Here is a 25,251-nt window from a genome sequence, read left to right on the forward strand (position 1 = left end):
AAATCAATTTCAGTAAATTGATTGGTATTTGATTTGGATTTTATAGAAAGAGAGCAGCTAACAACAGCTAGCGGCTCGGCAGGTTCTGTAAGACAAAACAGAAAAGAATATTAACAGAATATAGAGGTTTATCCTGGTTGTTTGAACGTAGTTAAAGAAAGAATATCACATACTATCAATGTTAATAAAAACTATCTGTGGCTTTCATTTCTTTATTTTATTCACAAATAGTTCCAGTAGCTATTCCGGTTGGAGCGACACCTACTGGGATAGTAGTGATAATAGTATTCGTAGCAATATCAATAACGGAAACAGTATTACTAGCTTGATTTGTAACATATGCTCGAGTGCCAGCAGGTATGATGGTTACTTGATCAGGAGATAAACCAACAGAAATTGTATCAATTACAGTATTTGTCGCCACATTTATTACAGATACATTATTACTAACTTTATTTACAACGTAAATAAGATTTCCACCCGGTGTAATATCTATACCAACAGGTTCGATACCTACGTTAATTGTATTAATAACTGCATTGGTAGCGGTGTTAATAACAGAAACAGTATTGCTGTTTTGATTTGTGACATAAGCACGAGTACCATCTAGTGTGAAGACGATTATTCTAGGACGAATACCGACAGGAATGGTAGCGATAACTGCATTGGTAGCAGTATTAATAACAGAAATTGTGTTGCTTAATTCGTTTGCAACATATGCAAAGGTTCCATTTGGTGAAACAGTGATTCCTTGTGGAGCGAGGCCAACAGGAATGGTAGCGATAACTGCATTGGTAGCTGTATTAATAACAGAAACAGTATTATTACCATGATTTCCAACATAAACAGTTGTGTTATCTGGAGAAACAGCTACACCGATTGGATCAGTTCCAACGGGAATGGTAGCGATAACAGTATTCGAAGCAGTATCAATAACGGAAACGGTATCAGAAAAAATATTAGTAACATAGGCACGAGCTCCATTTGGTGAAACCGTTACTTCAAGTGGTGCATTACCTACAGTAATTGTATCAACTACTATATTTGTTCCGGTGTTAATTACAGATACTGTATCATTTGTAGGGTCATCTATGAGTCCTGCATTTGTAGCATATACTAGGAAATTACATGCAGGTCCGGTTGGCCCAGTAGGTCCGGTCGGTCCAGTAGGTCCCGGTGGACAATCACAATCTCCGGTAGGTCCCGGTGGTCCTTCCGGCCCTTGGATTCCTTGCACACCTTGAGGTCCAGTGGCTCCTGGTGGTCCTTCCGGCCCTTGAATTCCTGGCACACCCTGAAGTCCAGTGGCTCCTTCCGGTCCTTCCGGCCCTTGAATTCCTTGTACACCCTGAGGTCCAGTGGGCCCTTCCGGTCCTTCCGGTCCTTGAATCCCTTGGATACCCTGAGGCCCAGTAGGTCCCGGTGGTCCAGGAATTCCCATTCCGGTCCCTGAACCAGTAGGCCCAGGTGGTCCTGGTGGTCCTTGAATCCCTTGTACACCTTGAGGTCCTTCCGGTCCTTCTGGTCCTTCAGGCCCCTGAAGTCCTTCTACACCTTGAGGTCCTTGAGGCCCTTCCGGCCCTTCCGGTCCCTGAATCCCTGGCACACCTTGAGGTCCTTCCGGTCCTTCTGGTCCTTCCGGCCCCTGAATTCCTTGCACACCTTGAGAACCCTGAGCGCCTCTAGGTCCAGGAAATCCTCTAGGTCCAGTGGCTCCAGTCGGCCCCGGTGTTCCGATGTTACTTAATAGCGAACTATTTAAGATTCCTTGTAAAATTAAGTTGAATGTTTGCTGTAATAAGGGGTCCGATATATTTGAACAACTTATAAGTGAAGACAAGCTTTGGAATAGAAATTGGAATAATGCTGAGATTTGAGTGAGAGATGCGGTAGGTAAAGAATTAATTAATTGATTTATAGTTCTTATAACTAAATTTCTATTTGGTGTATTTGGTTGTACTGCTATTAATAAATCATTTAATGCCTGTAATGCTGATTGGAGTATTTGTATAGTTGTTGGATTTGGTGTTGTGAAAAAAGAAAGGATGGCTTGATTTAATTGATTTATTATTTGCAATAATTCTTGTTGTTGAGCATTCGAGAAAAAAACAGGTGTACAGCAATTACTTTGATCACAAGGGGATATAGAAACAAAGCAGGGTTGCTGAAATTTATCACACGAATTTGATTTTCGATTATATCTCATAAATACCTCCTTTAAAAAATTAAATGTTAAGTAATTTTTGGTAAATTATTAGCAACTGAATTTGTAGGTATATGTTTAATTGAAATGTTTTTTCCTTCAAAGTATATGCCAATAAAATTGAGGTGTTCATATGGGGATATAGCCAATACTTGGTTGCTAGGAGGAAATTGTAATCATAGGAAAGGAAATGAAGGTTACAAAGTTTATAGAAAAACGATTGTATTTAAAAAAAGCGTTATTGTAATAAAAGTTGAAGTTTATTAAAAAGAAGGAATGAAGGAAGTTGTAAAAGATTTTGAAAGATCCATAAAAAAAGAATTCAGTGAAACTCTGAATTCTTCTACACGTATTTTTATTTGTTAATCCATTTTATTTGTTAATCCATTTAGAAATAATAGGAATTTGTTGTGCCTATTAAAATATGTACTGTTGGTAATTATAACATGAAAATGAATTGTAATAGAATAATGCATTAAAAAGAACAAGTAATAAATTAAATAAAATAAAAGCTTTATTTTGTTATAGATAAATAGGTGACTCAGCAATTTTGCTAGCCGAGTCACCTATTACTATCGAACCAAATAATGTTCTTTTTCTATATGTAGTTATGTTGAGTTCCTAGAGGCTAACCCAAAAAACAGTTAAAGGACAAAGAAAATCATTGTAGAGAGTTTTACATTTTATTATGTCAATGCTACAACAGCAAGAGTTAAGCCCAACGTATTTAATGTATTAGAATATGGTCCTACATTAACAGTAAGAGTACTTGTTATACCTGGAGGTGTAGTGAAAATTGCGGGGGCTGATACAGAAGTGAATCCGGCTGTATATCCTAGAGAAGTACCTGATCCAATGATTGGATTATTATTCAGATACATAGTGATACCTGCCGAATTACCTCCTGGTTGAATGATAACTTGCACTTCATAGATTGCCAAATAGGTTCTTCCACCTTCAAGTAAAACAGTTGTTGGTGGTGTGAATGAGATTGCCGTGCCATTAGAATTTACCACAGTATCTAGTGGAATCGCAGAGTTTACAGAAACTATTGATGGGGTAGTTTGAACAACATTTAAACTGTTAGCCGTGGGAGATGGACAAGAACAAGGTTTGTGAATGTTAGAGTTGTTATCATTTTGATAATTCACAAATAATCAAGCTCCTTTACGTAAGATAATTTTTTATCCTATATAAAACGTAGCTTTTTTGTATCTAAGTTATTTTTAATAAGTTTTTAAAGATAATTCGAATATTATTGGTCAGTCAACTCTTAAAAGTATTTGATACTCTGGGATTTAAAAGTGCATCTGATAAATATATATGAATGTTTTTTAAGGACATTACTGTAAGTTAGGAAACATAATAAAATCGTTATTTTAATAAAAAACGGGAAAATGAGGGGGAGTAAAAGGAAAAGAACCCTTTATATAAAGGGTTTTTCTGGTGATTTAATCTATCAATTACATTCTTGGTAATATTCATCACATGAATCGTTATTATCGTTACAGCATATACAAAATGTTTTTTGAACAAATAAACTAACTACACTAGTAGAACCTTCCTGCTTTGTAAGAGTAAGACTTTGAAAATCTTCAACTTGAAATGTTTTTGTTTGAACAGGTTGTAATGTAGTAGTAATTGGTACGCTAGATCTTCTTGTTAGAATAGTTACTTGAACGGGTGCACTCATACCGACAACGAATAACTGAATTAATGTTTTGTTATGATTGTTTGTAAAATCCTCAAATACAGTTTGTGGAGCGGTGGTTTCAAGGAAAACTGACACAGGTATATTTCCATTTTCATTTTCTGCAGAACCAGCTATCGTATGAGTTTCAATAAAACAGTTATTTTTTTGATTGTTGGAATGTGATTGGTTTTTATAATATTTTTTACCATCTTTATAAAAGTAATCAGCCATATGAATTTAAAGCTCCCTTCTTTTAAATATCTATATAGTCTATTTAATAAAGTGAAGTAGTGCTTGTACAACATAATAAAATCCGCTCTCGTAATTATCTAAAAATGTTATTTGGAAATTAAAGAGCGCCATTCAAGGCGCTCTCGGATAAACATTAATATTGAAAAAGAATACCACATTATATTTTATGCATGTTCTTAATAAATGTGTAGTTTTTTAGCAAAATCCTTATTTGAAAACAAGAAACCCTAGAGTTAGGGCTCTAGGGCTTCTTATTTTGGTATTATTCTCACATGGTTTTTCAAAAAGAATAGAACATATTGAAGATAACATGTGAATGTTTCATAAATGTATCAAAAAAGTGAACAAAATTGCTAGTGGAGAAGAAGCAGAAATGAAGTTTCTAATACGTAAGTACGTGAAAGGTATTATTTCCAATGAATAAAATGCGCATGGGACACCTAATCATTATTTTATCGGGGGAAAAGAATATGTTATGAACTTGGTTGAATGAAAAAATGAAAATTTTACTTTTAGAGTGAAACTAAACAAAAACGCTATTTTATTAGAAAAGGAGGATGAAAATGGAGGTCCAGTTAATTCACGAACAAACATATAAAAGTCAGTATGATTTAGAAAATGCAGTAGAAAAATTCTACGATAGTCTCCCAGAAGAATTCGGAATGTTAGAGGACGAGGATATCAAGAAATTTGATCATATAAGCGGAGTATTTGAGGCGACGGCCGTAATGAAGAATGGTTTGAAATTGAAGGTAGAAATATTCTTTGCGGATTGACGCAGACGAAGATGAATCATGGGTTTGTAAAGCTTATCAAGTAGCTTAATAAAAACTTCATTTGAAAGGAAAGTGATCAAGGTGGAAGTTCAATATGATGCGCAGGGCCGAATGAAGTACCAACCGATTACCATCCGAATCATAAGAAGCCGTATACAACGAAAGAATTAGCCTACATATGTAAGTATTATGGATTCGGAAAGATGAAGGGAATTGCTTTAGCATTAGGAAGAACGGAATTAACGATAAGGCAGCTAGTAAATACTCTCCGGAAGAATGGAATATTTGAAAAATATAAAACTATGGGTGAGTAATTACAATAAAAATTTCATTTTATAGAAATAAAAACCCTAGTTTCCTAGGGTAATGGTATAACAGCCAAATATATTTTATTCGTTTATATTGTAACTTAATATTACGTTAAATACATCAGGTAAATGAAACCAATTGTAGAAAATAAGAGCAGTTAGCAAAAGCTAACTGCTCTTCTCCAAGGGGGAACAAGGAGAAAATCTAATGTCATATATAGTATTGACGTAATATTTAGTTTTATTCGTGAAGAATTACGTTTAACTTAATGCATAACCAACGATTAAAGTTAGTGTTAAAAACACTGATAATAACAATGTTAGCAGAACTGTTACTATGCTTCTAAGCATTGCTATCCAATTACCTGCTTTAGAGAATCCTTTAATACCAGCAAAAAAAGTTCCTATTGAAAAAATGAGTACAAAAAATAAAGGGTGAAAATAAACGATATTTATAAACGACGTATTCATTTCAGGTGTGCATACTTCAAGATATAAAAGAAAAAAAGCAATGCAAACTAATGAAAAAAAAGACCATAGATTTATATTATGCTTCATAGGTTGCTCCTTTGTTATCAAAATATTGCTATTAAATTTTAATGGAAAATATAAGAAAAATATAGTGGTTATAAATTGGAATGAATTTTTAGACAAAATAATCCTTTTGTTTAAAGAAAAACAAGCTACCACGTTACAATGATTGGAGATATTTTCCGATATATCCTTAAGAGGGTGGGAATAGAAAGAATATCTTCGAGAGGAAAGGAATTAATTTATATTAGGAAATTGGTTGGGTAAATTAAAATAACCTAAATGTATACAAAGATATAAACTTATTAATAGTCATGACAATGAAGATTTTAAAACTGGTAAGATGGGGATATTTAGTTATTGTAAATGTGAAAAGTGCTGGAATTGTTCTAAAGGAAGGAATATCTGAAATATAAATATAATTGAGGGGAGTGAAATAATAATGGAAACTAGTACTTTTTTAGGGCTGTTCTGGGGATGGATGACGGTTATCGTATCGGGAATACTTTTCGTCCGTCCATCTGTGCTACGTGACTTAAAAAAATTAGTGGTTGAAGACAGAGGATTTGGTATTATGTATGGTTTTCTATCGATTTTCCTAGGATTAGGTACTGTAATTCTACATAATGTATGGGTATTCAACTGGCAGGGATTCCTAACGGTTATTGCATGGCTTGCATTATTAAAGGGAATTTACATAATTGCATATCCTGAACCCTCCAAGAAAACAGACTTTGAAGTAAGGATACTATCAACACGTATAGTACTCGCTATCATTGGTGCTTTGGCTTTATGGATGCTTATAGTAATCTATATAAAATAATCTTTTTTTAATAAATAAAAGAGCCTGATATGAGAGAAAAGGCCTTTTCAAAAATTGCATATGAGGAAAATCAATGTCAATAGTTTAATACCAATAAATTAGAATTAATTCCAGGTATTAAGTATTGAGAAATAAAAAATATTTAACGCAACAAAGTGGTTAACTTTATGAGCTAACCACCTGTTCCACAAAAGAAAATTAGGCCCTATAAGTAATAGATGTGTAATTTAAAGTTACAGTTATAGTGTAGGCGAGATTGAAAATGTTATACGAAAGTAATTTTGTTTAAAAGTTTTATTTTGTCATAAATAAAAGAGCATTTAGCCCAGCCTAACTGCTCGATACAGAGGTAATAGTCTAGCTACATAGATATTATATGCTGAGTTATTGATTTTATTTGTGTAAAACACAAAAGAGCAGCTAACAAAACCTAGCCGCTCTAAACAGTGATGTGTCTCTAGATGTAGTTGTAGTATAAACAGAACGTTGAGTTTTATTCATAGGGAGGTAGAGATGGGCTTGAAAATAGAATATAGTCCGGCTAGAAAACTAGAGGACACCAATTTTTAGAACTGCGATAAAATTGTTTTAAGAAATGGTGTTCTCTTTATTTTGAAAGGGGATTTGGGAAATGAAGGTATTAGAATAGAAATGGTTAATAAACGCATAGATTGATAAAAAGTAAAGGGAAAATCCCTTATGAGAATAAGGAATATTATCATTTTCGTTACCATTTTCTTCTATATTTATATATAATTAATTTGTATTTTATATATAAATTAGGAGGGAATTTATGACTACAAATAAGGACTACATTCGTTATATCCGGGGAAAAGTAGGGCATGATTTAATATTTCTTAATTTTGCTGGAGGTATTGTTTATAACGAACGAAATGAAATTCTTTTACAAAAACGGGGAGATAGAAATGAATGGGGTATTCCAGCTGGTGCTATGGAACTTGGAGAATCTCTTGAAGAAACCGCTAAACGAGAAATATTTGAGGAGACAGGATTAAATGTTGAAGTTGAACATCTTATAGGTGTCTATTCTAAATATTCTGGTGAGTTTCCGAACGGAGATAAAGCTCAGACTATCACTCATTGTTTTCAATGTAAGCCAATTGGTGGAGAACTTACTGTAGATGGTATTGAGACTTTGGATTTAAAATACTTCCCAATAGACCAAACGACTTAAGAACATAAAATAAAATTTAGATGAGCAAAGCTATTTCAAGTGAATAGAATCCATTTTTTAAGAATACATAAAAAAAATATATACAAGCGTAGTCTAATCAATACATCATTGGTGAAAGTAGAATTCTATAAATTTTTTGGAGGAAGAGATATGCAAAAAAAGGTTCTCCTGTTTACAGATTTAGGGATTGATGATGCCTTTGCTATACTGTACATCTTTTTTCGTAAAGACATTCAACTTGTAGGAATTGTGGCCGATTATGGAAATGTATCAAGAGAAAATGTAATAAGAAATATAAACTATTTAAAGTACATTGCGGGAAGAGAAGAAATACCTGTATTCCTTGGTGCTTCTGTACCGTTGACAGGTATATTAATTCAGTATTTCCCTGAGGTACATGGAAAAGTTGGATTAGGACCTATTATTCCACCTGAAATTTCATATCCAGTTTATCCTTTAAATGATATTTATCAAATTATAGAATCAAATTTAGAAGATCTTACCATTATCAATTTAGGAAGACTTTCTTCGCTAGCTACGACTTTTGTATTAAATTTAGAAACAATGCGAAATGTAAGAGAATGCATTTGCATGGGGGGAGCTTTTTTCTATCCAGGTAACGTAACTGCTGTGGCTGAAGCTAATTTTTACGCAGATCCTTATGCAGCAAACTTAATTTTACAGCATGCAAAGAACTTGACGATTATTCCTTTAAATGTGACTCAACATGCGATTGTTACACCCGAAATGGTCCAACAAATTGATGCATTTCATCGGAATACACAGGATCTTGCAGGACTCATCATCAAACCTATGTTAGATTATTATTATAATTTCTACTCCAAGTCTAATCCTGGTATAAGTGGAAGTCCTATGCATGATTTTGTAACGGTATGGTATTTGCTGAATCAAGAGGCTGTTAGTCTTTCAAGGGTACCCATTAAAGTAATTCCTGATCAAGGGGAAGGATTTGGTCAAAGCATTGCAGACTTTCGTTTTGTTACAAATCCAGGCTATAAAACGCATAATGTAGCTTTTCAGTTTGATTATGAATGGTTCAAGAAGGATATTATGGAAACGTTCCTAAAGAAGAGAGTGTAACAGACTTTATTCACTTTACTTAACGTATAGGAATCCGACTTTTTTAGGTTGAAATTCTCTAACATACAAAGCTTCCTAATTGTTGGTACATTAAACTTTTAACTTGATGACTATGTTATTCTACCCCATTCTATACAGTTACTCATTTTTAATGTGTTGTGTAACTCAAAAGAGGAAGTGTTATGAAGCTATGAATATCAAGGGCTGTAGCATTTAAATTAGTTACACAAAATATAAGATATGGGTAAGTGAAGAAAAGGTATAAAAAAGAGCGTAGTTTGTCCAATAGATGTAATGCTCTATTACTATTAAGTTAAGAAATTCATTGTTTCCGATTAATTGCATCCGTTTTTTGTGATTGTTATTGATTTTAAAAAATAAAAAATCGCCTTATTAAAGGCGGTTCATTTTGCATTCTTTTGATAAATAAATATCTTTTAAAATTAAATACAATGTTCTACATTAACATGTTTCTGGATCTTTGTCTTTTTTTCTAAGACCAAATAATCCTAGTAGTCCCAATAAACCAAGCCAATCCCAATTATTATTTTTATTCTGATTATCATTTAAATCATTTGTCGTATTTACATTTCGAGTTCTCACATCATTATTAACTCTATTCATGTTATAGTCATTAACTCGAGTTATAATTAGTACGAAACGTTCATAAAACCATTTTTAATATACATGATAATAGTATAAACTCTATATTTCTTTTAATAATTTAGGGTTATATCCTTTCCGCATTAGCCGCTTTTAACCACGCTTCATAGAATTCTATAACTGATGCATACCGTTCTGCTCGATTGGCATTTACAGCACGATACGTTACCTCATATAATTCCTTACTTGCTTCCCATTTTAGAAAAGAACGATCTTTTTCGCCGCCTAAAAGTGAGAAAGCCATTGCTCCCATATTAAATACATTTGTTCTTTCATCAATTATTGCGTTTAGTTCAAATTCCTCTGGTGACATAAAACGGGAGGAACCCCATAGCCGGCCCATTCTATTTATGTAAGGTTTTTTACTGTATAAATCTATATCACAAATTTTTGTTTCGTTTGTATTAAAATTATATAAAATACTACCGTCATAAAAATCTATTGCTACATAGTTTTTCTTTTCTACATAACTATGGAAAGAAAAAATGGAATGTAAGGAATGAATTCGTTCTATAGCAGATAAATGCCTAAATTTATAAAATGGTGAGTTTGGATTTTTATATTTTTCAGGAGGTGGGAAACTCCAATGCGAATGAAGACATTCACCATCAAACCAATCGAAAATTAATACATATCCAGATTGGACTGGAAAATGATTAATTAGTCTTATGAGCGATTCATGCTTTAAATCTTCATAGATAGTAACTGAATTTTTTAGCCTTTTAATAGCATCACCCGTTGTTCCTTCATATGCAATTGTTTGTGCTCCTGCGTATTTGATAAATTTCTTATGCCCATCTTTTTCTACACCAAAACTTATATTCCCTGAATCTTGCTGGTCAAAAACTGCAAATACGGTCCCTAATTTAATAAGCCAATCAAAATTATGATATTCTTTTAATTGGAATGTTACGTTATTTAACTGAATTTCGACTGAATTATCTTTCATAGATTACCTCACATTTAATATAATTAAGTTGTACATTCCACTATTCGACATATTTTATGGAAATCCTATGCTAATAATATAAAATTTTATAAATATAATGATAAATACTTATAAAGAGGTGAATACAATGGACCAACAAATTGTTATTAAAGCATATCAAAAAGACTGGGGTGAAGAGTATATAAAAGAAAAAGAGAAATTTTGTTCCTTGTTAGGACAAGAAATAATTGCTGTTGAACATATAGGGAGCACAGCAGTAGAAGGATTAGGAGCTAAACCTCTTATTGATATGATGATTGGCGTAACAGAATTGCAAATAGCTGAAAAGTGGATTGAAGTTCTATCGGAAATTGGATATGAGTATGTTCCAAAAGATGCAACGAATTGGCGTTTTTTTAGAAAGGGAAAATGGAGAGCGGGTACTCATCATTTGCATATTTATATTTATAATAGTGATGAGTGGAGAAACAATATTTTATTTCGTGACTTTCTAATAAGCCATGAATGGGCACGTAAAGAATATAGAGAATTAAAAGAGAGGCTTGCTATTACATATGCTTTTGATCGTGTTTCATATACAAAGGCAAAAGCGCCGTTTATTCGAAAAATATTAGAATTGGCTAGAATTCAATAAATTTATAGATTCTTATCTAACTAGTTTTGAAACCTCTTCCTATACTTTTTATAGGGAGAGGATTTTTTGCATAATAAAATATATAATTTCTAATTATTGGAGGCAAACTATTTTATTTATTTTGATATTTCTAGTACATTGGAAATATTAAGGGGGAATTAAGCAATGAAAGCTATTGTACATCAATATGAAAAAGGATTAGAGGGGTTAGAATATAAATTTTCACCTGAGATAAGTCCTAATGCAGGTGAAGTGAAAATAAAGTTAAAAGCTGCAGGGTTGAATCATAGGGATTTATTTATTATAAACAATAGAAAAGAAATGGATCTCCCATTAGTAATAGGTTCAGATGGCTCAGGAATTGTTACAGAAATAGGAGAAGGAGTTTCAAATATTACACTACATACAGAAGTTATTATTAATCCTAGTATTGGATGGGAACATGCTACTGAAGTACCGGAGTTACCGGAAGTACTAGGTGGGCCGAAAGATGGAACGTTTGCTGAATATGTAATTGTACCAGCTGAAAATGTAGTAGAAAAGCCGTCATATCTTACTTGGGAAGAATCAGGTGTTTTATCTTTATCTGCATTAACTGCATATAGAGCACTTTTTACAAAGGGTAGATTGAAGTGCGGTGAACATGTTTTAATTCCGGGAATAGGAGGTGGTGTAGCTACATTTGCCATGTTATTCGCGAAAACAATCGGCGCAAAAGTGAGTGTTACTTCAAGGGTAGAGAATAAAAGGGAACTTGCTGAAAAATATGGTGCAGATATTTCTTTTAATAGTACCGGAAATTGGGAAGAGAGCTTACAAGGTGAAAAAGTAGATTTAATAATAGATAGTATAGGCCCGGCAACTTTCTTGAAATATTTTGATGTATTAAAACCAAATGGAAGAATCGTGAATTTTGGTGCAAGCTCAGGAGATAAAATTGAATTACCATTACGCGCATTATTTTATAATCAAATTGATATTATGGGAACATCCATGGGTAGCCGTGAGGAATTTAATGAGATGATAAAGTTTATTGAAAAATATCAAATTAAACCAATTATTGATAAGGTTTATTCGTTAGAAGAAGCAATTCGAGCACTAAGCCGTATGGAACATGGGGAACAATTCGGAAATATTGTACTTCAAATGAATTAAAAAATATGATTTTGCAATTAGTATATTTAAATGAATATGTTATGTATTTCAAACATGAAAAAAATACGAACCGCCTTATTATAAAGGCTTACCGGCTTTATACATAAATAGCGTATAAAATTTGTTTAATAATTGTCACATGAGTAATAGTAAAATGAGAATTAGATGAAAAAAGTTTAAGCCTATTTTCATAATGGTATTGTATACTGTGTAAATCAAGAACACTTGTATGTAAGGAGAGAGTTTAATGAATTACACAGTATTTCAGTGGTTTAATAATTTTGCTGATTCATCCAAACTATTAGATACGTTAATGATTGCTATTACAAATAGCGCTGCATACGTAGCCGTTCTATTTATGTTTATCTTATGGTTTAATAATGGAAAGAAAGAAAAGGCAATTAGAAAACAATATACAGTTTTATATACGACGCTTTCGGTTATTATTGCATTATTAGTAAATGTTCTTATACACGCGGTATATTACCATCCGCGTCCGTTCGTATCACATGATGTACATCAATTAGTACCACATGCAGCAGATTCATCATTCGTTAGTGATCATTCTGTACTTGTATTTTCAATCGCCTTCGTATTTATTCTTAGAGGAGAAAAACTGAAATATATCGCGCTATTATGGGCAGTACTAGTCGGTATATCACGTATGTACGTAGGTGTTCATTATCCTTTAGATATACTTGGTGCAGCATTCTTAACACTTATTACGAGTGCTTTAGTAATGCAAAGTACACGTATGTTTGAACCAATAGCGAAACTTGTATTCAAAATGTATGCATTAGTAGCGAGACGAATTCCTTTCTTAGCAAAATATAACCATATCGCATAATTTTCCTATAAAAAGTTCCCCTTTGGACATCCAGAGGGGAATTTTTTTATAGGAAATACGAAAAGAGTTTAGAGTGCTCTGTAATCAAGTTGTACTAATTAATATTCTGAAATTTCACGCACCGTATTTTAAATATATAAAATAATAACACAAAATAACAACAGTTAGTTTTGCATTGTTTTAAAGGAATTAAAAAGAAAACTTCGAAACATATAGTATCGCAAACAAAAACTATAAATTTTAAAACGCATCTTCGTACGAATCCATTCCAAAAGAGAGGAGATAAGCATGCAAAAACTTCAAACGAATAAAGGCGCTCGATATATGATGATTGCTTTTATTGTTTTGTTTCTTATTATGATTTTGCGTATATTCTATATTCAGGCAGTAGGAGTCGTGCATAATGTGAATGTAAAGGATCTCGCGAATGAACAACATAATAAAAAAGGTGTTTTAGAAGCGAATCGTGGTACTATCTATGACCAAACAGGAAAGGTGTTAGTACAAGATTCTACAACATATCGAGTTGTTGTGAATTTAAAAGGAAAAGATAAAGTGAAAAATAAAGATGAAACCGCACAACAATTAGCCGATGCGCTTGAAATTGATAAAGAAGAAGTATTAAAAAACTTTCATGAAGGGCGTACGCAAGTTGAAATTGGGAAAATTGGTCGGAACTTATCTAGGGAAAAGAAGGAAAAAATTAATGATTTAAAAATACCAGGTGTATCCTTTATGTCGGAAAAAGCAAGAGTGTATCCGAATGAAGACTTTGCATCTTATATACTTGGTTTTGCTAGACCAGATGATAAAGGGAATACGGAAGGGAAGTTTGGGCTTGAAAAGAGTTTGGATAAATATTTGCGCTCTACAAACGGGAATATAGAATATGTGGGTACACGAAGAGGGATTCCGCTTACAAATGATATAGGTAAAGTAGAACCAGCTAAAAATGGGAATAACGTATATTTAACGCTTGATAAACAAATTAATAGTTTTTTAGAAGAAGCGATGAATATAGCGCAAGAACATTATGATCCTTCTATGTTAATTGGTATTATTGCTGATCCAAAAACAGGAAAGGTTTTAGCGATGTCTAGTAAGCCTAGTTACAATCCTAATGTAGGTGATATCGAATACTTTTTAAATGACCCGATTGCAAATGCATATGAACCAGGTTCAACAATGAAAGTTTTTACATTAGCAGCTGCCATTAATGAAGGTGTATATAACGGAAAAGAATATTTTCAATCTGGAAAATATTCCGTTGGTTCATCTGATATAAAAGACCATAATGGTGGATTTGGATGGGGATCAATTACATTTGATGAAGGATTTGAAAGGTCATCAAACGTAGCTTTTTCTATTTTAGAAGATCAGTTACTGAAACCAAATAAATTTAAGCAATATATGAATAAATTTGGATTCAATCAAAAAACAGGGATAGATTTACCTGGAGAAAGGAAAAATACTTTATTATTAAATACACAAATTCAACAGGTTACAACTTCTTTCGGTCAAGGTTCTACAGTAACTCCGATTCAATTAATCCAAGCGGCTACTGCTATAGCAAATGACGGGAAAATGATGCAACCATATATCGTTGATAAAGTTGTAAATCCAACAAACAAAGAAGTTATTATGGAAAATCAACCGAAAGAAATTGGGAATCCGATAAAAAAAGAAACAGCGGACAAGGTTAGAAGCTTAATGGAGCGTGTTATAACATCTTCAAAAGGAACTGGTACAATGTATAAAGTGGATGGTTATCCAATTGGAGGTAAGACAGGAACAGCACAAATCCCGAATCCTGAAAATGGCCGATATATGGAAGGGAAAGAGAATTACATTTTCTCCTTTTTAGGAATGGCTCCAATTGACGATCCGGAGTTAATCGTATACTTAGCTATTAAGCAGCCAAAGTTAAAAGGAGATGAGTATGGAGCTCAGCCTCTTGCTGAAATATTTAAACCTGTTATAAAAAACAGCCTTGAATATTTAAAGGTGAAACCGTATACAGAAAAACAAATAGCTGATGCAGCGAAACAATCTCAATTAAAAGTACAAAATTATGTAAATCAATCGATGGATACAATAGAGAAAAGTGTAGAAAAAGAGAAGCTACAGCCGGTAATTTTAGGAGAAGGAAAAATAATAAAACAATATCCACAGTCTGGCGAGGTAATGAGTGAAGGTGATCGTGATCGTATATTTTTATTAGGGAATAACGCACAAATGCCAAATGTAAAAGGGTGGTCCATGCGTGATGTTATGCATTTCTCTAAACTTTTGAAATTAGATTTGAAAACTTCTGGTACGGGTTATGTAACGAGTCAAAGTATTGAAAAAGGACAAGATTTACAAGAAGGAGATACACTAGAACTAGAATTAGAACCGCCGTTACAACCGTTAACAGAGGCGAATACGAATTAATCCAGGCATTTGGAAAGAGCTATATGCAAATAGCTCTTTCTTTAGAGTTGCGAGTAATTTCACGCACCGTAATTTTTTAAAAAAATAATAAATAAAAGAACTAACAGTGACACGTTATTAAATATCTGATTATTGTTTATTTACAGTTAAATTTATATGTGATAATATGGAAAAAATAAATGCAGTGAAGAGAAGAGTAAATAAAATGAATTTTTCACAGAGAGCTCCATGTAGCTGAAAAGGAGTAAAAATTCTTTATTGAACCAAGCCTCTGAGCAGCACATCGGAACCTATTATTAGGGGATGGTGTGACGGGAGCTCCCGTTATAGAGCTATGGTATAAGCATGAATTAGAATGCAGTACCTGATAAGGTTAGTATGGTGACATATTAACAAACTAGGGTGGCACCGCGATGATAAATCTCGTCCCTAAGATTAAAAGTCTTGGGGGTGGGATTTTTTTATTGTTGTAAAACAATTTTGAAAGCGGGGGCCAAAAATGAAAAATTTACTTAAAGATTGGAAATATCCTTTATTACTATTGTCCGGAGTTGGTATTGCGAATTTAGGGGCATGGATTTACTTAATAGCACTGAATGTACTTGTCTATAATATGGGTGGCTCAGCCTTAGCTGTTGCTACTTTATATGTAATAAAACCATTAGCCACTTTATTTACAAACGCTTGGTCTGGGAGTATGATTGATCGTTTAAATAAACGGAAATTAATGATTCACCTCGATATATATCGTGCGTTATTTATCGCTATTTTACCTTTACTTCCGTCACTTTGGATTGTTTATGTATTCGTATTCTTTATAAGTATGGCCAGTGCAATTTATGAGCCAACTGCTATGACGTATATGACGAAATTAATTCCAGTAGAGCAAAGACAACGTTTCAACTCATTACGTACTTTAATAGGATCTGGTGCATCATTAATTGGACCAGCAGTAGCGGGGGGATTATTAATTGCAGGTACACCAGAGTTTGCTATATATATGAATGCTATAGCATTTCTCTTATCAGGATTCATTACATTACTTTTACCGAATCTTGATAAGAAAGAAGATTCGGATACAACTAGTAATACATTATCACTTACAGTATTAAAAAAAGATTGGAACACTGTTATAAATTTTAGTAGAAAACATGTGTATGTCGTATGTGTGTATTTCTTATTTCAAAGTATGTTCGTATTAGCAACTGCTACTGATTCACTTGAACTATCGTTTGCGAAAGAGGTATTACTACTAACAGATAGTGAATACGGTTTTCTAGTTAGTATAGCTGGTGCAGGATTTATTTTAGGTGCCATAACAAATACAATTTTGTCAAAAAAATTAGCACCTTCATTTCTAATTGGAATAGGATCATTATTCATCGCAATTGGTTATTTAATTTATGCTTTTTCAAATGTATTTTTAATAGCTGCTATTGGATTCTTTATTTTATCTTTCTCTATGGCATATGCAAATACAGGATTTTATACATTTTACCAAAATAATGTTCCCGTTCATATAATGGGACGGATCGGGAGCATATATGGACTTGTTATTGCGTTAGTAACAATCTTTATTACAATACTATCTGGTGTTGCGACTCAGTTCATTTCTATACAACTTGTAGTTATTGTAGGGTCATTAATAATGTTATTTATTACTATCGTCTTGTGTGTGTTTACTTTATTCCCATCACAATCTAAGTTGTATTCTACTGAGTCAATAAAGTGAAATTTTAATCAGGGGAGCATCCCCCACTGATTATCAGCCCTCACCAATCGGGCTTTTACGGGCAGCAGGGTCCCCACTTAACTTCTTTGCTTTCGCTGAATTTTGAGATGGGGGTCCTACTGCCCACAAATAGCGGAATACATTCGAAATGAACTTTGTGTTCTCATTAACAATTTATCGTATTTAATAAAAGGGTTCTTTCTCTTTTATATGGAAAAATTAATAAGGGTAAAGAACAATACCGAAAGACAAGGGTGGTTGTCGTGATAAAAACAAAAGATGAAATTAATAGAATTGTAAAAGAAATACAAAAGACAATAGATTTCTCTGGAGTAGTTTTAGTAAAAAAAGAAAAAGACTTAATCTATGAAAAAGCAATGGGTTACGCAAACAAAAGTGAATGTATAAACAATACGATACAAACAAGATTCGGCATTGCCTCAGGATGTAAAATTTTCACTGCAATTGGCATCTGTCAACTTGTTGAAAAAGGTGTTATTTCTTTTCATACAAAATTAAAAGATTGTCTAGAGATAAAATTTCCAAACTTCGATGAAGATATTACAATACATCAACTACTAACGCATAGTGCTGGTATACCAGATTATTTTGATGAAAGTATTATGGATAACTTCGAAGACCTTTGGAAACAAACACCTATGTATCTACTAAAGAGCGTAAAAGACTTTTTACCATTATTTCAAAACAATAATATGATGTTTGCACCTGGAAATAAATTTCACTACAACAACGCAGGTTTTATTATACTTGGATTAATAATAGAAGAACAGACGAGACTTAAATTCACGGAGTATATAGAAACAAACATTTTTAATCCTGTTGGTATGAATGATTCTGGCTATTTTTCGTTAGATAGATTACCAAGACATACAGCTCTAGGATATATAAAGGACGAAACCAACCAAAATTGGAGAACAAACGTCTACTCTATACCAATAAAAGGAGGAGCTGATGGAGGTGCATATGTTACTGCACCAGACATGCTGAAATTTTGGGCGGCACTATTTAATAATGAAATTTTAGGAAAGGAATATACAAGGTTACTTTTAACTCCCCACATTCAAGTAAATGATAAACAATCTTACGGATATGGAATATGGATTGAAACACGAGAAAACAAGGTATTCAAATATCATGTAATGGGATATGATCCAGGCGTCAGTTTTCGCGCGGCTATATATCCAGAATTAGGAATCACTTTAGTTATTCCATCGAATAAAGGGGCAGGACCCGAAAAATTAATGACAGAAATAGAAAGAGCTTTTTAATTATATGGATATAAAAGAAGAGATACGAAAATAATTTAAACGGGTTCATGCTTGTTTCTGTTTTGAAAAATATTTTAGTTAACGAGGAACCCTTTATTTATTAAATAAGGGGTTTTTGTAATTCTGCACAATTACATATGATTATATGGATTTTTAAATTAAAAAACATTACTATATAATTGTAAATTTTAATTATTACTTCATATGAAAGGATGTGTTAACAATTTGTATATGATCAACGGTAGTTTGTTTATTATTTTAGGGGTTATTTGTTATTTAATTGTACGTGGAATATTAATTGGTACCAAAAATAAAAAACATGTGATTTGGTGGAAAGAAATAGTAAGTTTTTTATTCGTGGTTTACATTTGTATGGTTGTTGCAGTAACTTTATTCCCTTTACCAATCGGTTTTCCTTCTAATATTGAAAATCTGAATCGCTCGGTCAATATAATTCCATTTGCATCAATTATTAAAGACATCAATCAAATTGGTAGTGCTTATGATGGGGATGCCCTATTTATGATTGGTCTAATTGTAAGAAATGTAGGCGGGAATATTTTATTATTAATGCCTTTAGGATTTTTAGCACCAATTTTATGGGATAAATATAAAAAGTTCAAAAATACTATTTTATTAGGATTTACTATATCAGTTAGTATTGAATTGCTACAATTAATTCAGTCTTTATTTAGTGGAGTGGGACGTATTACTGATATTGATGATGTTATCTGTAATGTTATAGGTTCTATTATTGGATATTCTATTTATAATATCTTTTTAAAAGCCATTAATAAATTTAACATTCGAGTGTTGGGTAAAACTAATTCTAAAGGTGTGGAATTAGTTGATAAATAGGAGTTTAAACGAGTTATTAAAGGCGTACGAGTAAAAAGTACGTCTTTTTATTTTTATAAATAATGCTTAAGGCTGATGAGAAATCACATTTTCCATCTTACACTTGAAAGTAGCTATCGTATTTCAAGTATGGAATGAAAAGAGGAGAATATAATTTTTAAAGATAAACAAGTTTATAGGAGGATTCTAAATGGATATTTTACTTGTTGTTCTTATTATTGTTTTGATGCAAAGTAAAGAACGAAAAGTGAAAATAAACCGTATTTGGCTCATTCCGGCTTTGTTGTGCTTTGTAACAATCCAGTCCATTATTCATATGGGACAAATAACATCCCTTGTTTAACATTGCTAAGAACGGTAATACTAATTAACATTGAACTTTTACAACAAGGGATGATAATATGATATACATTTACACAGACTTCGGCGGTACTCATACAACTTCACTTGCTGCAGCGTATCATTTAAATAAATTACCAACGGATCGTAAGTTAACGAAAGAAGAAATTTTGAATGTAGATTACTTTAATAAATTGAAAACAGAAGATATGGGAAAAATTATTTTTCATGGAATCGATGAACATGGTCATCCTGTATATACGATTGGATGTGGCGCATCAAAAGTTGTTGTACCAGCGATGAAGCATTTAGGAGAAATCTTGCAAAAACATTATCAAAGCCATGAAAAGATTATATTTTCTAACACATCACCAACAGTGCCTTTACCAATGACTTTCGGTGGGCTGTTTTCTAGAAGGTTCCATATTGATTTTATTGGCGTACCTTTACTCGTATGGGGAGCAAAAATTTGCTGTGATAATATACAAAGGCTTGTTAGTTATACAAAAGAAGCTGGACGATTAACGAATGATTATGTAGTAATTTTAGATAATGAAACTTTTAAATAGTATATGATAAGAAGAAAATCGAGCAAATTCCTTGATTTTCTTTTTTATTTGTGAAATAGACAAGAAATAGTCACAATTAATATGCATCTACTATAGCCAAAACAATAAAGTCCTGTTACTATTACAGGGATATTCTCTTTTCGTAACATAAATATATAGAAAAGTCAGAAAAGAGGAATTGAATTAAGGGAGGAACAACATGAAGCGTGTTGCTTGGATTACTGATAGTACAACTGCGAGTTTTAAAACAGAAGGAGATAACTTTGTTATCCCAATTGAAGTTATTATTGATGGTGTGTCGTACAAAGATTGTGAAGAAGGTGTGCGTGAGCGCGTTTATAATGCTTTGAATGAAGGTAAAACTGTCACTACATCACAGCCTAACATAGGGGAAATGGTAGATTTATTTTCGAAATGCAAAGAAGAATATGAAGAGGGATTTGCAGTTGCTATTAGCGGAAAAGTAAGTGGAACCTATCAAAATATGAAGCTAGCTGCAGAAATGGCAGGTTTTCCATTAACGGTATTAGACAGTGAAACAACAAGTTATCCAATGGATGAACTAATTAGAAAAGCGAAATCGTTATACAATGATGGTATGACTTTACAAGATATACACAAAACATTAGTAGATGAAAAAAGAAGACCTTTCCACGTATTCCCGAAAAGTTTAAAAGGCCTTTATGCAAGTGGTCGTGTAAAGGGCATTCAATTTTTACTTGGAAGTTTATTAAGTGTTAACTTAATATTAGAAGTAAAAGGTGGAGAGCTTTTACTTGAAAAGAAAGTTCGTAAAATCCAAAAATGTCGAGAATATATTAAAAATGAACTTGAAAAAGAATTACCAAAAGTACTTCATATGTTCCATGCTAATGATAAAGATGGAGCCGAGGAATGGATTGCAGATATTAGACAAGCATTCCCTGAAATGGATTTCAAATTATATCCATTACCAATTTCATTTGCGGTTCATGCAGGTGAAGGTACAATTGCAATTAGTTATTAAAGTAAAACCCGTGAATAATTCACGGGTTTTTTATTTAATTAAAATGAAATGTGATCTCGACATATCTCCATCGAGGTTAGAAATCGATGGTCGAGCTACCTTCTCATAGATAACTGTGGAATGCTTTTTTTATGACTTATCCAATTATTTCTTACAAGATTTAAGGAGGATTGAGTTGAAAATGAATTGATTAAAGTGTAAAATTACACTAAATAACACATTAGTTACTTTTTGAGGGGGAGGTAAAGTGAATAAGGAGCATGCAATTGAACTTATTTCAACGAAAATAAAGTTAATACGCACTGAAAAAAGATATACACAAGATAAAATGGCTGAAGTTCTCGGCATATCAAAAAAAACGCTTGTTCAAATTGAGAAAGGGAGAACGAATGCAGGTTGGACCAACACTGTTGCTATTTGTGCATTGTTTAGAGATAGTGAAGTTTTACAGAATACTCTTGGGGATGATCCATTAGTAGTAATCGAAACAATGGCCCACAATAGCACTAACAACTTCAAAGAAAAAACATTGGGAGGAAAAGTCTGGTGGAAACAGATTCAAGAAAAAGGGAATTTTCGCTTACAACAAAATCTAATTAGTCAGCATTATCGTATTCTAGACAGACAGGATTACCGTTGGTTTAATTCGTTTGATTTAGAAGAAACGCTAAATCAACTTAATAAATTAGCAACGAATTCAGAACATCAAATAACCAGAACTACAATGAGCGAAAATAAATAGGAGGAAATTACATATGATCATCTTGCATTTTCTTTGGATTTACTTTATGCCAATTTACTGGTTATGTGGATTTATAGGTGGAATCTATTTAATTATTGCAGGTATCAAATATCTTAAATTACTTGTAAGTGTAATGGGATTACTTTGTCTTACCCTTGTCGTGTTACCTATTGTTTGTTGGGGGACAGGGATTAATGCGGAATTTCTTCTTACACCCGTTTCCAACTTTTCACTATTCTCTTTAAGTGGGTTAATAACAGGATTTATTGGATTTTGGTCAAAAATTAAAGGCATAAGAAATATGGGAGTTACTATTTTTACTTGTGGAGTAATAGGTGCCCTATTCTATTATTTAATGTCTATACCCGATTCATACTATATAGGATAGTTTTTCAAAACTCAGTTCATTTACAAACAAAAGGATAGTGAAACAAGAAAAACATTATTTCTATTCTTTCTGTCTAACTTATTAAATAAAAAGGAGATGCTATAGAACTGGTAGCGTCTCCTTTTTCACATGAATCATTTACCTATCAGATAGGTTGCGCTCCAGTACGTAGTAGGTAACATATCAATAGCTAGCTATAATTTCTACATTCTCTGACTTTAAATGATAAAGGAGATGTTATCACAGTTGTTCCTGCAAAGAAAAAATGAATAGTTGTAGTAAAAACATTCTAGAATACAGAAGCTTAGGAATATTGGATATAAAATATGATAAATACGAGGCGTAAGCCAGTTTACAATTTTTATGTCAACACTACAAACTTGACATGTATGTATTTCGTTTTGCACTGTAAATCATTCATATTGAGTAATAGAATTGTAGAAATATATAATAGAATATTCGCACTAATATTTATAAAACTACAATCTATTTACATATAAGGTTATTAGGATTATATTGAAAATGAAAGAGAAAACAATAGATGGAAGGGGATGTTTTTTATGTTTAAAAAAGCAGCACTAGGGATTTCATCGTTAGCAATCACAGCGTTCGTCGGATTAGGAATGGCAACAGAAGCTTTAGCTGGACCAGCAGCACCACTTACTTCACTAAACGTCGTACAAGTAGAGTCTGAGCTAGGCGGGGTAGAAACAATTAATCAGAACAGCTTCAGTACATCGCGTAACCACGGGGGAAAATACTTATATATTACAACGAAAGAAATGGGCTATGGCCAAAACCCATTTGCTAAAATGAATGGTTCTAATGTAAAAAGTATTGATTCCACTATAATTGGCGGAAGACCAATCGTTGGCTGGTATTATAAATGGGATGCTTCTGGACACCAACAAGGAACTTTTGAGTACCAAAAGACATCTATAAATGCCCCATTTAATACAATGCGTACATCAATTTATATCCAATAATTTTGAAAGCGTTCGCACATGTAGAATAGTAAAAAAGGTACTTCTAGGAGTACCTTTTTTTGATTTGAATCACGTTCATCTATATTTATAATCCTGATTTCACAGCAAGAATACTTACCATAAAACAAAATCCTTAAACGTCTATAAAATTAATATGAACGCGTAGTACAAGTCCGCTACAGTTAAAGTACGTAACTTTACATATTTCAACTCAATGAAAAAGGAAGAAACTGCAGTACTTACGCCGCAGTTTTAAATTCATCCATGAACTCACAGTTTTTAGATATATAGACATAAACGTAATACCTGCGCCTCTTTTTTAAATTCAAGATTAAAAAAGAGGAGCTAAACTTATATAAGCTTAGCTTAATGGGGATGTGGCGGAACTTTAAAATTAATTACATCTTTTTCATAGCATAAATAATTTTGTATAGGGAGATGAAAGGATTTTGTAAAATAATAAAGAATTATGTATAAACAAATATATAAATGGTAGTGATTAGGATGAAAATCAGTAAGTTTGCAGAAGTAAATAATGTAAGTGTAGATACGATTAGACATTATATGGACCTCGGACTCCTTATTCCCGAGAAAAAAGGAAGTCACTATTTTTTTGACGAGTATTGTCAAAAGGATATAGAACTTATATTAGAGTACAAATGGCTAGGGTTTAGCTTGTATGAAATTAAAGAACTGTTTCTTTATAAAAATTTAGGGAAATCCTTAGACTATGAAAAGGATAATTTTTATCAATCTTTATTTAAAGTAAAATATGAAAAGATTGAGCAAGAGATAAAAACCTTAAAGGAACGAAAAGATAAATTAAAGAAAACGTTAAATAATTTATCTATAGAAACTGAAATTTCGAGTTCAATTTTAGGGGTAGATTTAAAAGTACTTCATTTATTTAAATGTGTTAAGTGTAATGGAAATTTAATTCTTGAAGATGGCATTATTAATAAAAATCAAATTGTTGAGGGGAAATTAATTTGTAATTGTGGTGAAGAATACGCGATTACTTCCGGAGTTTTAACAACTGGAAAATTATTTGAGGTGTATAAGAGGAAATCACTTGAAGATTCTATTTCAGATTATATCCATGAAACGGATACTGCTTTTTTGGAAAATGTTCAAAGAGGAGGAGAATGGGCGAAAAAGAAACTAATGCAATTAGATTTAAATGAAAAAATACTACTTGATTTAGGGTCTGGTATTGGGTTCTTTTTACGAAATATTTATGAAGAACTACCGGAAGATTGTTTATATATTGCTGTTGATCGAGATTTGAATAAACTTTTACTTTTAAAAGATGTAATTGAGAGAAGAAATGTGAAAAGAAATATTGTATTTATTTGTGCCGACTTTCTAAACATACCTATTCAGAGTAGTTCTATTGATATTGTAATCGATCAATCAGGTACAAGTAATTATAGTTTTGAACATGAGGAGTTCTTATTGCGCGAATTAAATTCCCTTTTTAAACACAATTGTTATTTATTAAGTTCATTTATTTTATTTAATAAATTTAGTATAAATAGCCAAATTGCACCTAGACTCCGAGGGAATTTTACATCTGCAAAAGTAACGAAAGAAATCCAAAATTTACAGTTTCAATCGATTGATGAAAGCACTTCAAATTATTTAAAACGAGGCGGAAAGTACGAGGATTTCTTTGTTCAAGGAGAAGAAATTTATACATATTCATTTTTCGGAAAAAGATGGGGTTAACTCCATCTTTTATTTATTTTCCCTTAAAACTTTTCAAATCGTACATATTGC

The 25,251-nt window shown here is 32.5% G+C and carries 21 protein-coding genes, 4 pseudogenes and 1 other annotated feature; of the genes and pseudogenes, 19 read left to right on the top strand and 6 right to left on the bottom strand.

The window, feature by feature from the left end:
• Window positions 1-217 precede the first annotated feature (217 nt).
• From ACTL4X_RS13040 to ACTL4X_RS13050, 3 genes are all read right to left on the bottom strand, one after another.
• The gene (locus ACTL4X_RS13040; protein WP_441395061.1) at window positions 218-2,206 is read right to left on the bottom strand and encodes a YVTN family beta-propeller repeat protein; all 1,989 of its coding nucleotides are present in this window, start codon (window positions 2,204-2,206) and stop codon (window positions 218-220) included.
• Window positions 2,207-2,889: 683 nt separating this feature from the next.
• Window positions 2,890-3,354 carry a hypothetical protein gene (locus ACTL4X_RS13045; protein WP_001109242.1) on the bottom strand — a complete coding sequence of 155 codons (465 nt, stop codon included), beginning with the start codon at window positions 3,352-3,354 and terminating at the stop codon, window positions 2,890-2,892.
• Window positions 3,355-3,662: 308 nt separating this feature from the next.
• Window positions 3,663-4,127 (bottom strand): exosporium protein D, encoded by a 465-nt coding sequence (locus ACTL4X_RS13050; RefSeq protein ID WP_441395062.1) that lies wholly within the window; start codon window positions 4,125-4,127, stop codon window positions 3,663-3,665.
• Between the two features lie 584 nt (window positions 4,128-4,711).
• On the opposite strand from ACTL4X_RS13050, the pseudogene ACTL4X_RS13055 reads away from it, so the two are divergent.
• Both ACTL4X_RS13055 and ACTL4X_RS13060 read left to right on the top strand, forming a co-directional pair.
• Window positions 4,712-4,973: pseudogene (locus ACTL4X_RS13055) on the top strand (hypothetical protein).
• A 32-nt stretch (window positions 4,974-5,005) separates the two neighbouring features.
• Window positions 5,006-5,238, top strand: a pseudogene (locus ACTL4X_RS13060) (DNA-entry nuclease).
• A gap of 255 nt (window positions 5,239-5,493) precedes the next feature.
• Here ACTL4X_RS13060 and ACTL4X_RS13065 read toward each other — a convergent pair.
• Complete coding sequence (locus ACTL4X_RS13065) at window positions 5,494-5,790, bottom strand: hypothetical protein (RefSeq protein ID WP_000682204.1); 297 nt, start codon at window positions 5,788-5,790, stop codon at window positions 5,494-5,496.
• A gap of 415 nt (window positions 5,791-6,205) precedes the next feature.
• Here ACTL4X_RS13065 and ACTL4X_RS13070 point away from each other — a divergent pair, with 415 nt between their 5' ends.
• From ACTL4X_RS13070 to ACTL4X_RS13080, 3 genes and pseudogenes are all read left to right on the top strand, one after another.
• Window positions 6,206-6,586, top strand: a complete 381-nt coding sequence (locus ACTL4X_RS13070) for a hypothetical protein (protein WP_000450247.1) — start codon at window positions 6,206-6,208, stop codon at window positions 6,584-6,586.
• A gap of 793 nt (window positions 6,587-7,379) precedes the next feature.
• A pseudogene (locus tag ACTL4X_RS13075) lies at window positions 7,380-7,772 on the top strand (NUDIX hydrolase); the annotation flags it as partial.
• A 159-nt stretch (window positions 7,773-7,931) separates the two neighbouring features.
• Window positions 7,932-8,882 (top strand): nucleoside hydrolase, encoded by a 951-nt coding sequence (locus tag ACTL4X_RS13080; protein ID WP_001170283.1) that lies wholly within the window; start codon window positions 7,932-7,934, stop codon window positions 8,880-8,882.
• A 462-nt stretch (window positions 8,883-9,344) separates the two neighbouring features.
• On the opposite strand, the pseudogene ACTL4X_RS13085 reads toward ACTL4X_RS13080, so the two are convergent.
• Window positions 9,345-9,533: pseudogene (locus tag ACTL4X_RS13085) on the bottom strand (WGxxGxxG family protein); the annotation flags it as partial.
• Between the two features lie 79 nt (window positions 9,534-9,612).
• Window positions 9,613-10,494 (bottom strand): protein kinase domain-containing protein, encoded by an 882-nt coding sequence (locus ACTL4X_RS13090; protein WP_440037076.1) that lies wholly within the window; start codon window positions 10,492-10,494, stop codon window positions 9,613-9,615.
• 127 nt (window positions 10,495-10,621) lie between these two features.
• Between ACTL4X_RS13090 and ACTL4X_RS13095 the strand changes: the two genes are divergently transcribed.
• The 14 genes from ACTL4X_RS13095 to ACTL4X_RS13160 all read left to right on the top strand — a co-directional run bounded on the left by ACTL4X_RS13095 (window position 10,622) and on the right by ACTL4X_RS13160 (window position 25,200).
• Entirely contained in the window at window positions 10,622-11,128 is a 507-nt protein-coding gene (locus tag ACTL4X_RS13095; RefSeq protein ID WP_000372673.1) for a GrpB family protein, read from the top strand.
• 165 nt (window positions 11,129-11,293) lie between these two features.
• Window positions 11,294-12,283 (top strand): zinc-binding dehydrogenase, encoded by a 990-nt coding sequence (locus tag ACTL4X_RS13100; RefSeq protein WP_000644515.1) that lies wholly within the window; start codon window positions 11,294-11,296, stop codon window positions 12,281-12,283.
• A 247-nt stretch (window positions 12,284-12,530) separates the two neighbouring features.
• On the top strand, window positions 12,531-13,130 hold the full coding sequence (locus tag ACTL4X_RS13105) for an undecaprenyl-diphosphatase (protein WP_001110124.1): 600 nt from the start codon (window positions 12,531-12,533) through the stop codon (window positions 13,128-13,130).
• A gap of 288 nt (window positions 13,131-13,418) precedes the next feature.
• Window positions 13,419-15,563 (top strand): penicillin-binding protein, encoded by a 2,145-nt coding sequence (locus ACTL4X_RS13110; RefSeq protein WP_440037078.1) that lies wholly within the window; start codon window positions 13,419-13,421, stop codon window positions 15,561-15,563.
• A gap of 175 nt (window positions 15,564-15,738) precedes the next feature.
• Window positions 15,739-15,997 (top strand) — a binding site (T-box leader).
• A gap of 65 nt (window positions 15,998-16,062) precedes the next feature.
• Window positions 16,063-17,295 (top strand): MFS transporter, encoded by a 1,233-nt coding sequence (locus ACTL4X_RS13115; protein ID WP_000793348.1) that lies wholly within the window; start codon window positions 16,063-16,065, stop codon window positions 17,293-17,295.
• Window positions 17,296-17,558: 263 nt separating this feature from the next.
• A complete protein-coding gene (locus ACTL4X_RS13120) occupies window positions 17,559-18,584 on the top strand; it encodes a serine hydrolase domain-containing protein (RefSeq protein WP_441395063.1) in 1,026 nt (341 codons plus the stop codon).
• A 225-nt stretch (window positions 18,585-18,809) separates the two neighbouring features.
• Window positions 18,810-19,442, top strand: a complete 633-nt coding sequence (locus tag ACTL4X_RS13125; RefSeq protein ID WP_000281842.1) for a VanZ family protein — start codon at window positions 18,810-18,812, stop codon at window positions 19,440-19,442.
• Window positions 19,443-19,632: 190 nt separating this feature from the next.
• Window positions 19,633-19,785 carry a hypothetical protein gene (locus tag ACTL4X_RS13130; protein WP_000353713.1) on the top strand — a complete coding sequence of 51 codons (153 nt, stop codon included), beginning with the start codon at window positions 19,633-19,635 and terminating at the stop codon, window positions 19,783-19,785.
• Between the two features lie 58 nt (window positions 19,786-19,843).
• Entirely contained in the window at window positions 19,844-20,350 is a 507-nt protein-coding gene (locus ACTL4X_RS13135) for a DUF3189 family protein (RefSeq protein WP_000639421.1), read from the top strand.
• Between the two features lie 199 nt (window positions 20,351-20,549).
• Entirely contained in the window at window positions 20,550-21,356 is an 807-nt protein-coding gene (locus tag ACTL4X_RS13140; RefSeq protein WP_000831929.1) for a DegV family protein, read from the top strand.
• Window positions 21,357-21,603: 247 nt separating this feature from the next.
• On the top strand, window positions 21,604-22,098 hold the full coding sequence (locus ACTL4X_RS13145; RefSeq protein WP_001031007.1) for a helix-turn-helix transcriptional regulator: 495 nt from the start codon (window positions 21,604-21,606) through the stop codon (window positions 22,096-22,098).
• 13 nt (window positions 22,099-22,111) lie between these two features.
• Window positions 22,112-22,486, top strand: coding sequence for a hypothetical protein (locus ACTL4X_RS13150; protein ID WP_000584711.1), 375 nt, complete (start codon window positions 22,112-22,114; stop codon window positions 22,484-22,486).
• A gap of 560 nt (window positions 22,487-23,046) precedes the next feature.
• A complete protein-coding gene (locus ACTL4X_RS13155; protein WP_000472909.1) occupies window positions 23,047-23,472 on the top strand; it encodes a DUF4879 domain-containing protein in 426 nt (141 codons plus the stop codon).
• Window positions 23,473-23,976: 504 nt separating this feature from the next.
• Window positions 23,977-25,200 carry a methyltransferase domain-containing protein gene (locus tag ACTL4X_RS13160; RefSeq protein WP_000703277.1) on the top strand — a complete coding sequence of 408 codons (1,224 nt, stop codon included), beginning with the start codon at window positions 23,977-23,979 and terminating at the stop codon, window positions 25,198-25,200.
• The last annotated feature ends 51 nt before the right edge of the window (window positions 25,201-25,251 follow it).

This window comes from Bacillus sp. RE35 (assembly GCF_052146655.1).
Taxonomy (GTDB): domain Bacteria; phylum Bacillota; class Bacilli; order Bacillales; family Bacillaceae_G; genus Bacillus_A; species Bacillus_A cereus.

Excerpts from the sequence above, each read along its gene's own strand:
- ACTL4X_RS13040 (WP_441395061.1), bottom strand. The coding sequence starts at position 2,206 with ATGAGATATAATCGAAAATCAAATTCGTGTGATAAATTTCAGCAACCC.
- ACTL4X_RS13050 (WP_441395062.1), bottom strand. The coding sequence starts at position 4,127 with ATGGCTGATTACTTTTATAAAGATGGTAAAAAATATTATAAAAACCAA.
- ACTL4X_RS13065 (WP_000682204.1), bottom strand. The coding sequence starts at position 5,790 with ATGAAGCATAATATAAATCTATGGTCTTTTTTTTCATTAGTTTGCATT.
- ACTL4X_RS13070 (WP_000450247.1), top strand. The coding sequence starts at position 6,206 with ATGGAAACTAGTACTTTTTTAGGGCTGTTCTGGGGATGGATGACGGTT.
- ACTL4X_RS13080 (WP_001170283.1), top strand. The coding sequence starts at position 7,932 with ATGCAAAAAAAGGTTCTCCTGTTTACAGATTTAGGGATTGATGATGCC.
- ACTL4X_RS13090 (WP_440037076.1), bottom strand. The coding sequence starts at position 10,494 with ATGAAAGATAATTCAGTCGAAATTCAGTTAAATAACGTAACATTCCAA.
- ACTL4X_RS13095 (WP_000372673.1), top strand. The coding sequence starts at position 10,622 with ATGGACCAACAAATTGTTATTAAAGCATATCAAAAAGACTGGGGTGAA.
- ACTL4X_RS13100 (WP_000644515.1), top strand. The coding sequence starts at position 11,294 with ATGAAAGCTATTGTACATCAATATGAAAAAGGATTAGAGGGGTTAGAA.
- ACTL4X_RS13105 (WP_001110124.1), top strand. The coding sequence starts at position 12,531 with ATGAATTACACAGTATTTCAGTGGTTTAATAATTTTGCTGATTCATCC.
- ACTL4X_RS13110 (WP_440037078.1), top strand. The coding sequence starts at position 13,419 with ATGCAAAAACTTCAAACGAATAAAGGCGCTCGATATATGATGATTGCT.
- ACTL4X_RS13115 (WP_000793348.1), top strand. The coding sequence starts at position 16,063 with ATGAAAAATTTACTTAAAGATTGGAAATATCCTTTATTACTATTGTCC.
- ACTL4X_RS13130 (WP_000353713.1), top strand. The coding sequence starts at position 19,633 with ATGGATATTTTACTTGTTGTTCTTATTATTGTTTTGATGCAAAGTAAA.
- ACTL4X_RS13135 (WP_000639421.1), top strand. The coding sequence starts at position 19,844 with ATGATATACATTTACACAGACTTCGGCGGTACTCATACAACTTCACTT.
- ACTL4X_RS13140 (WP_000831929.1), top strand. The coding sequence starts at position 20,550 with ATGAAGCGTGTTGCTTGGATTACTGATAGTACAACTGCGAGTTTTAAA.
- ACTL4X_RS13150 (WP_000584711.1), top strand. The coding sequence starts at position 22,112 with ATGATCATCTTGCATTTTCTTTGGATTTACTTTATGCCAATTTACTGG.
- ACTL4X_RS13155 (WP_000472909.1), top strand. The coding sequence starts at position 23,047 with ATGTTTAAAAAAGCAGCACTAGGGATTTCATCGTTAGCAATCACAGCG.
- ACTL4X_RS13160 (WP_000703277.1), top strand. The coding sequence starts at position 23,977 with ATGAAAATCAGTAAGTTTGCAGAAGTAAATAATGTAAGTGTAGATACG.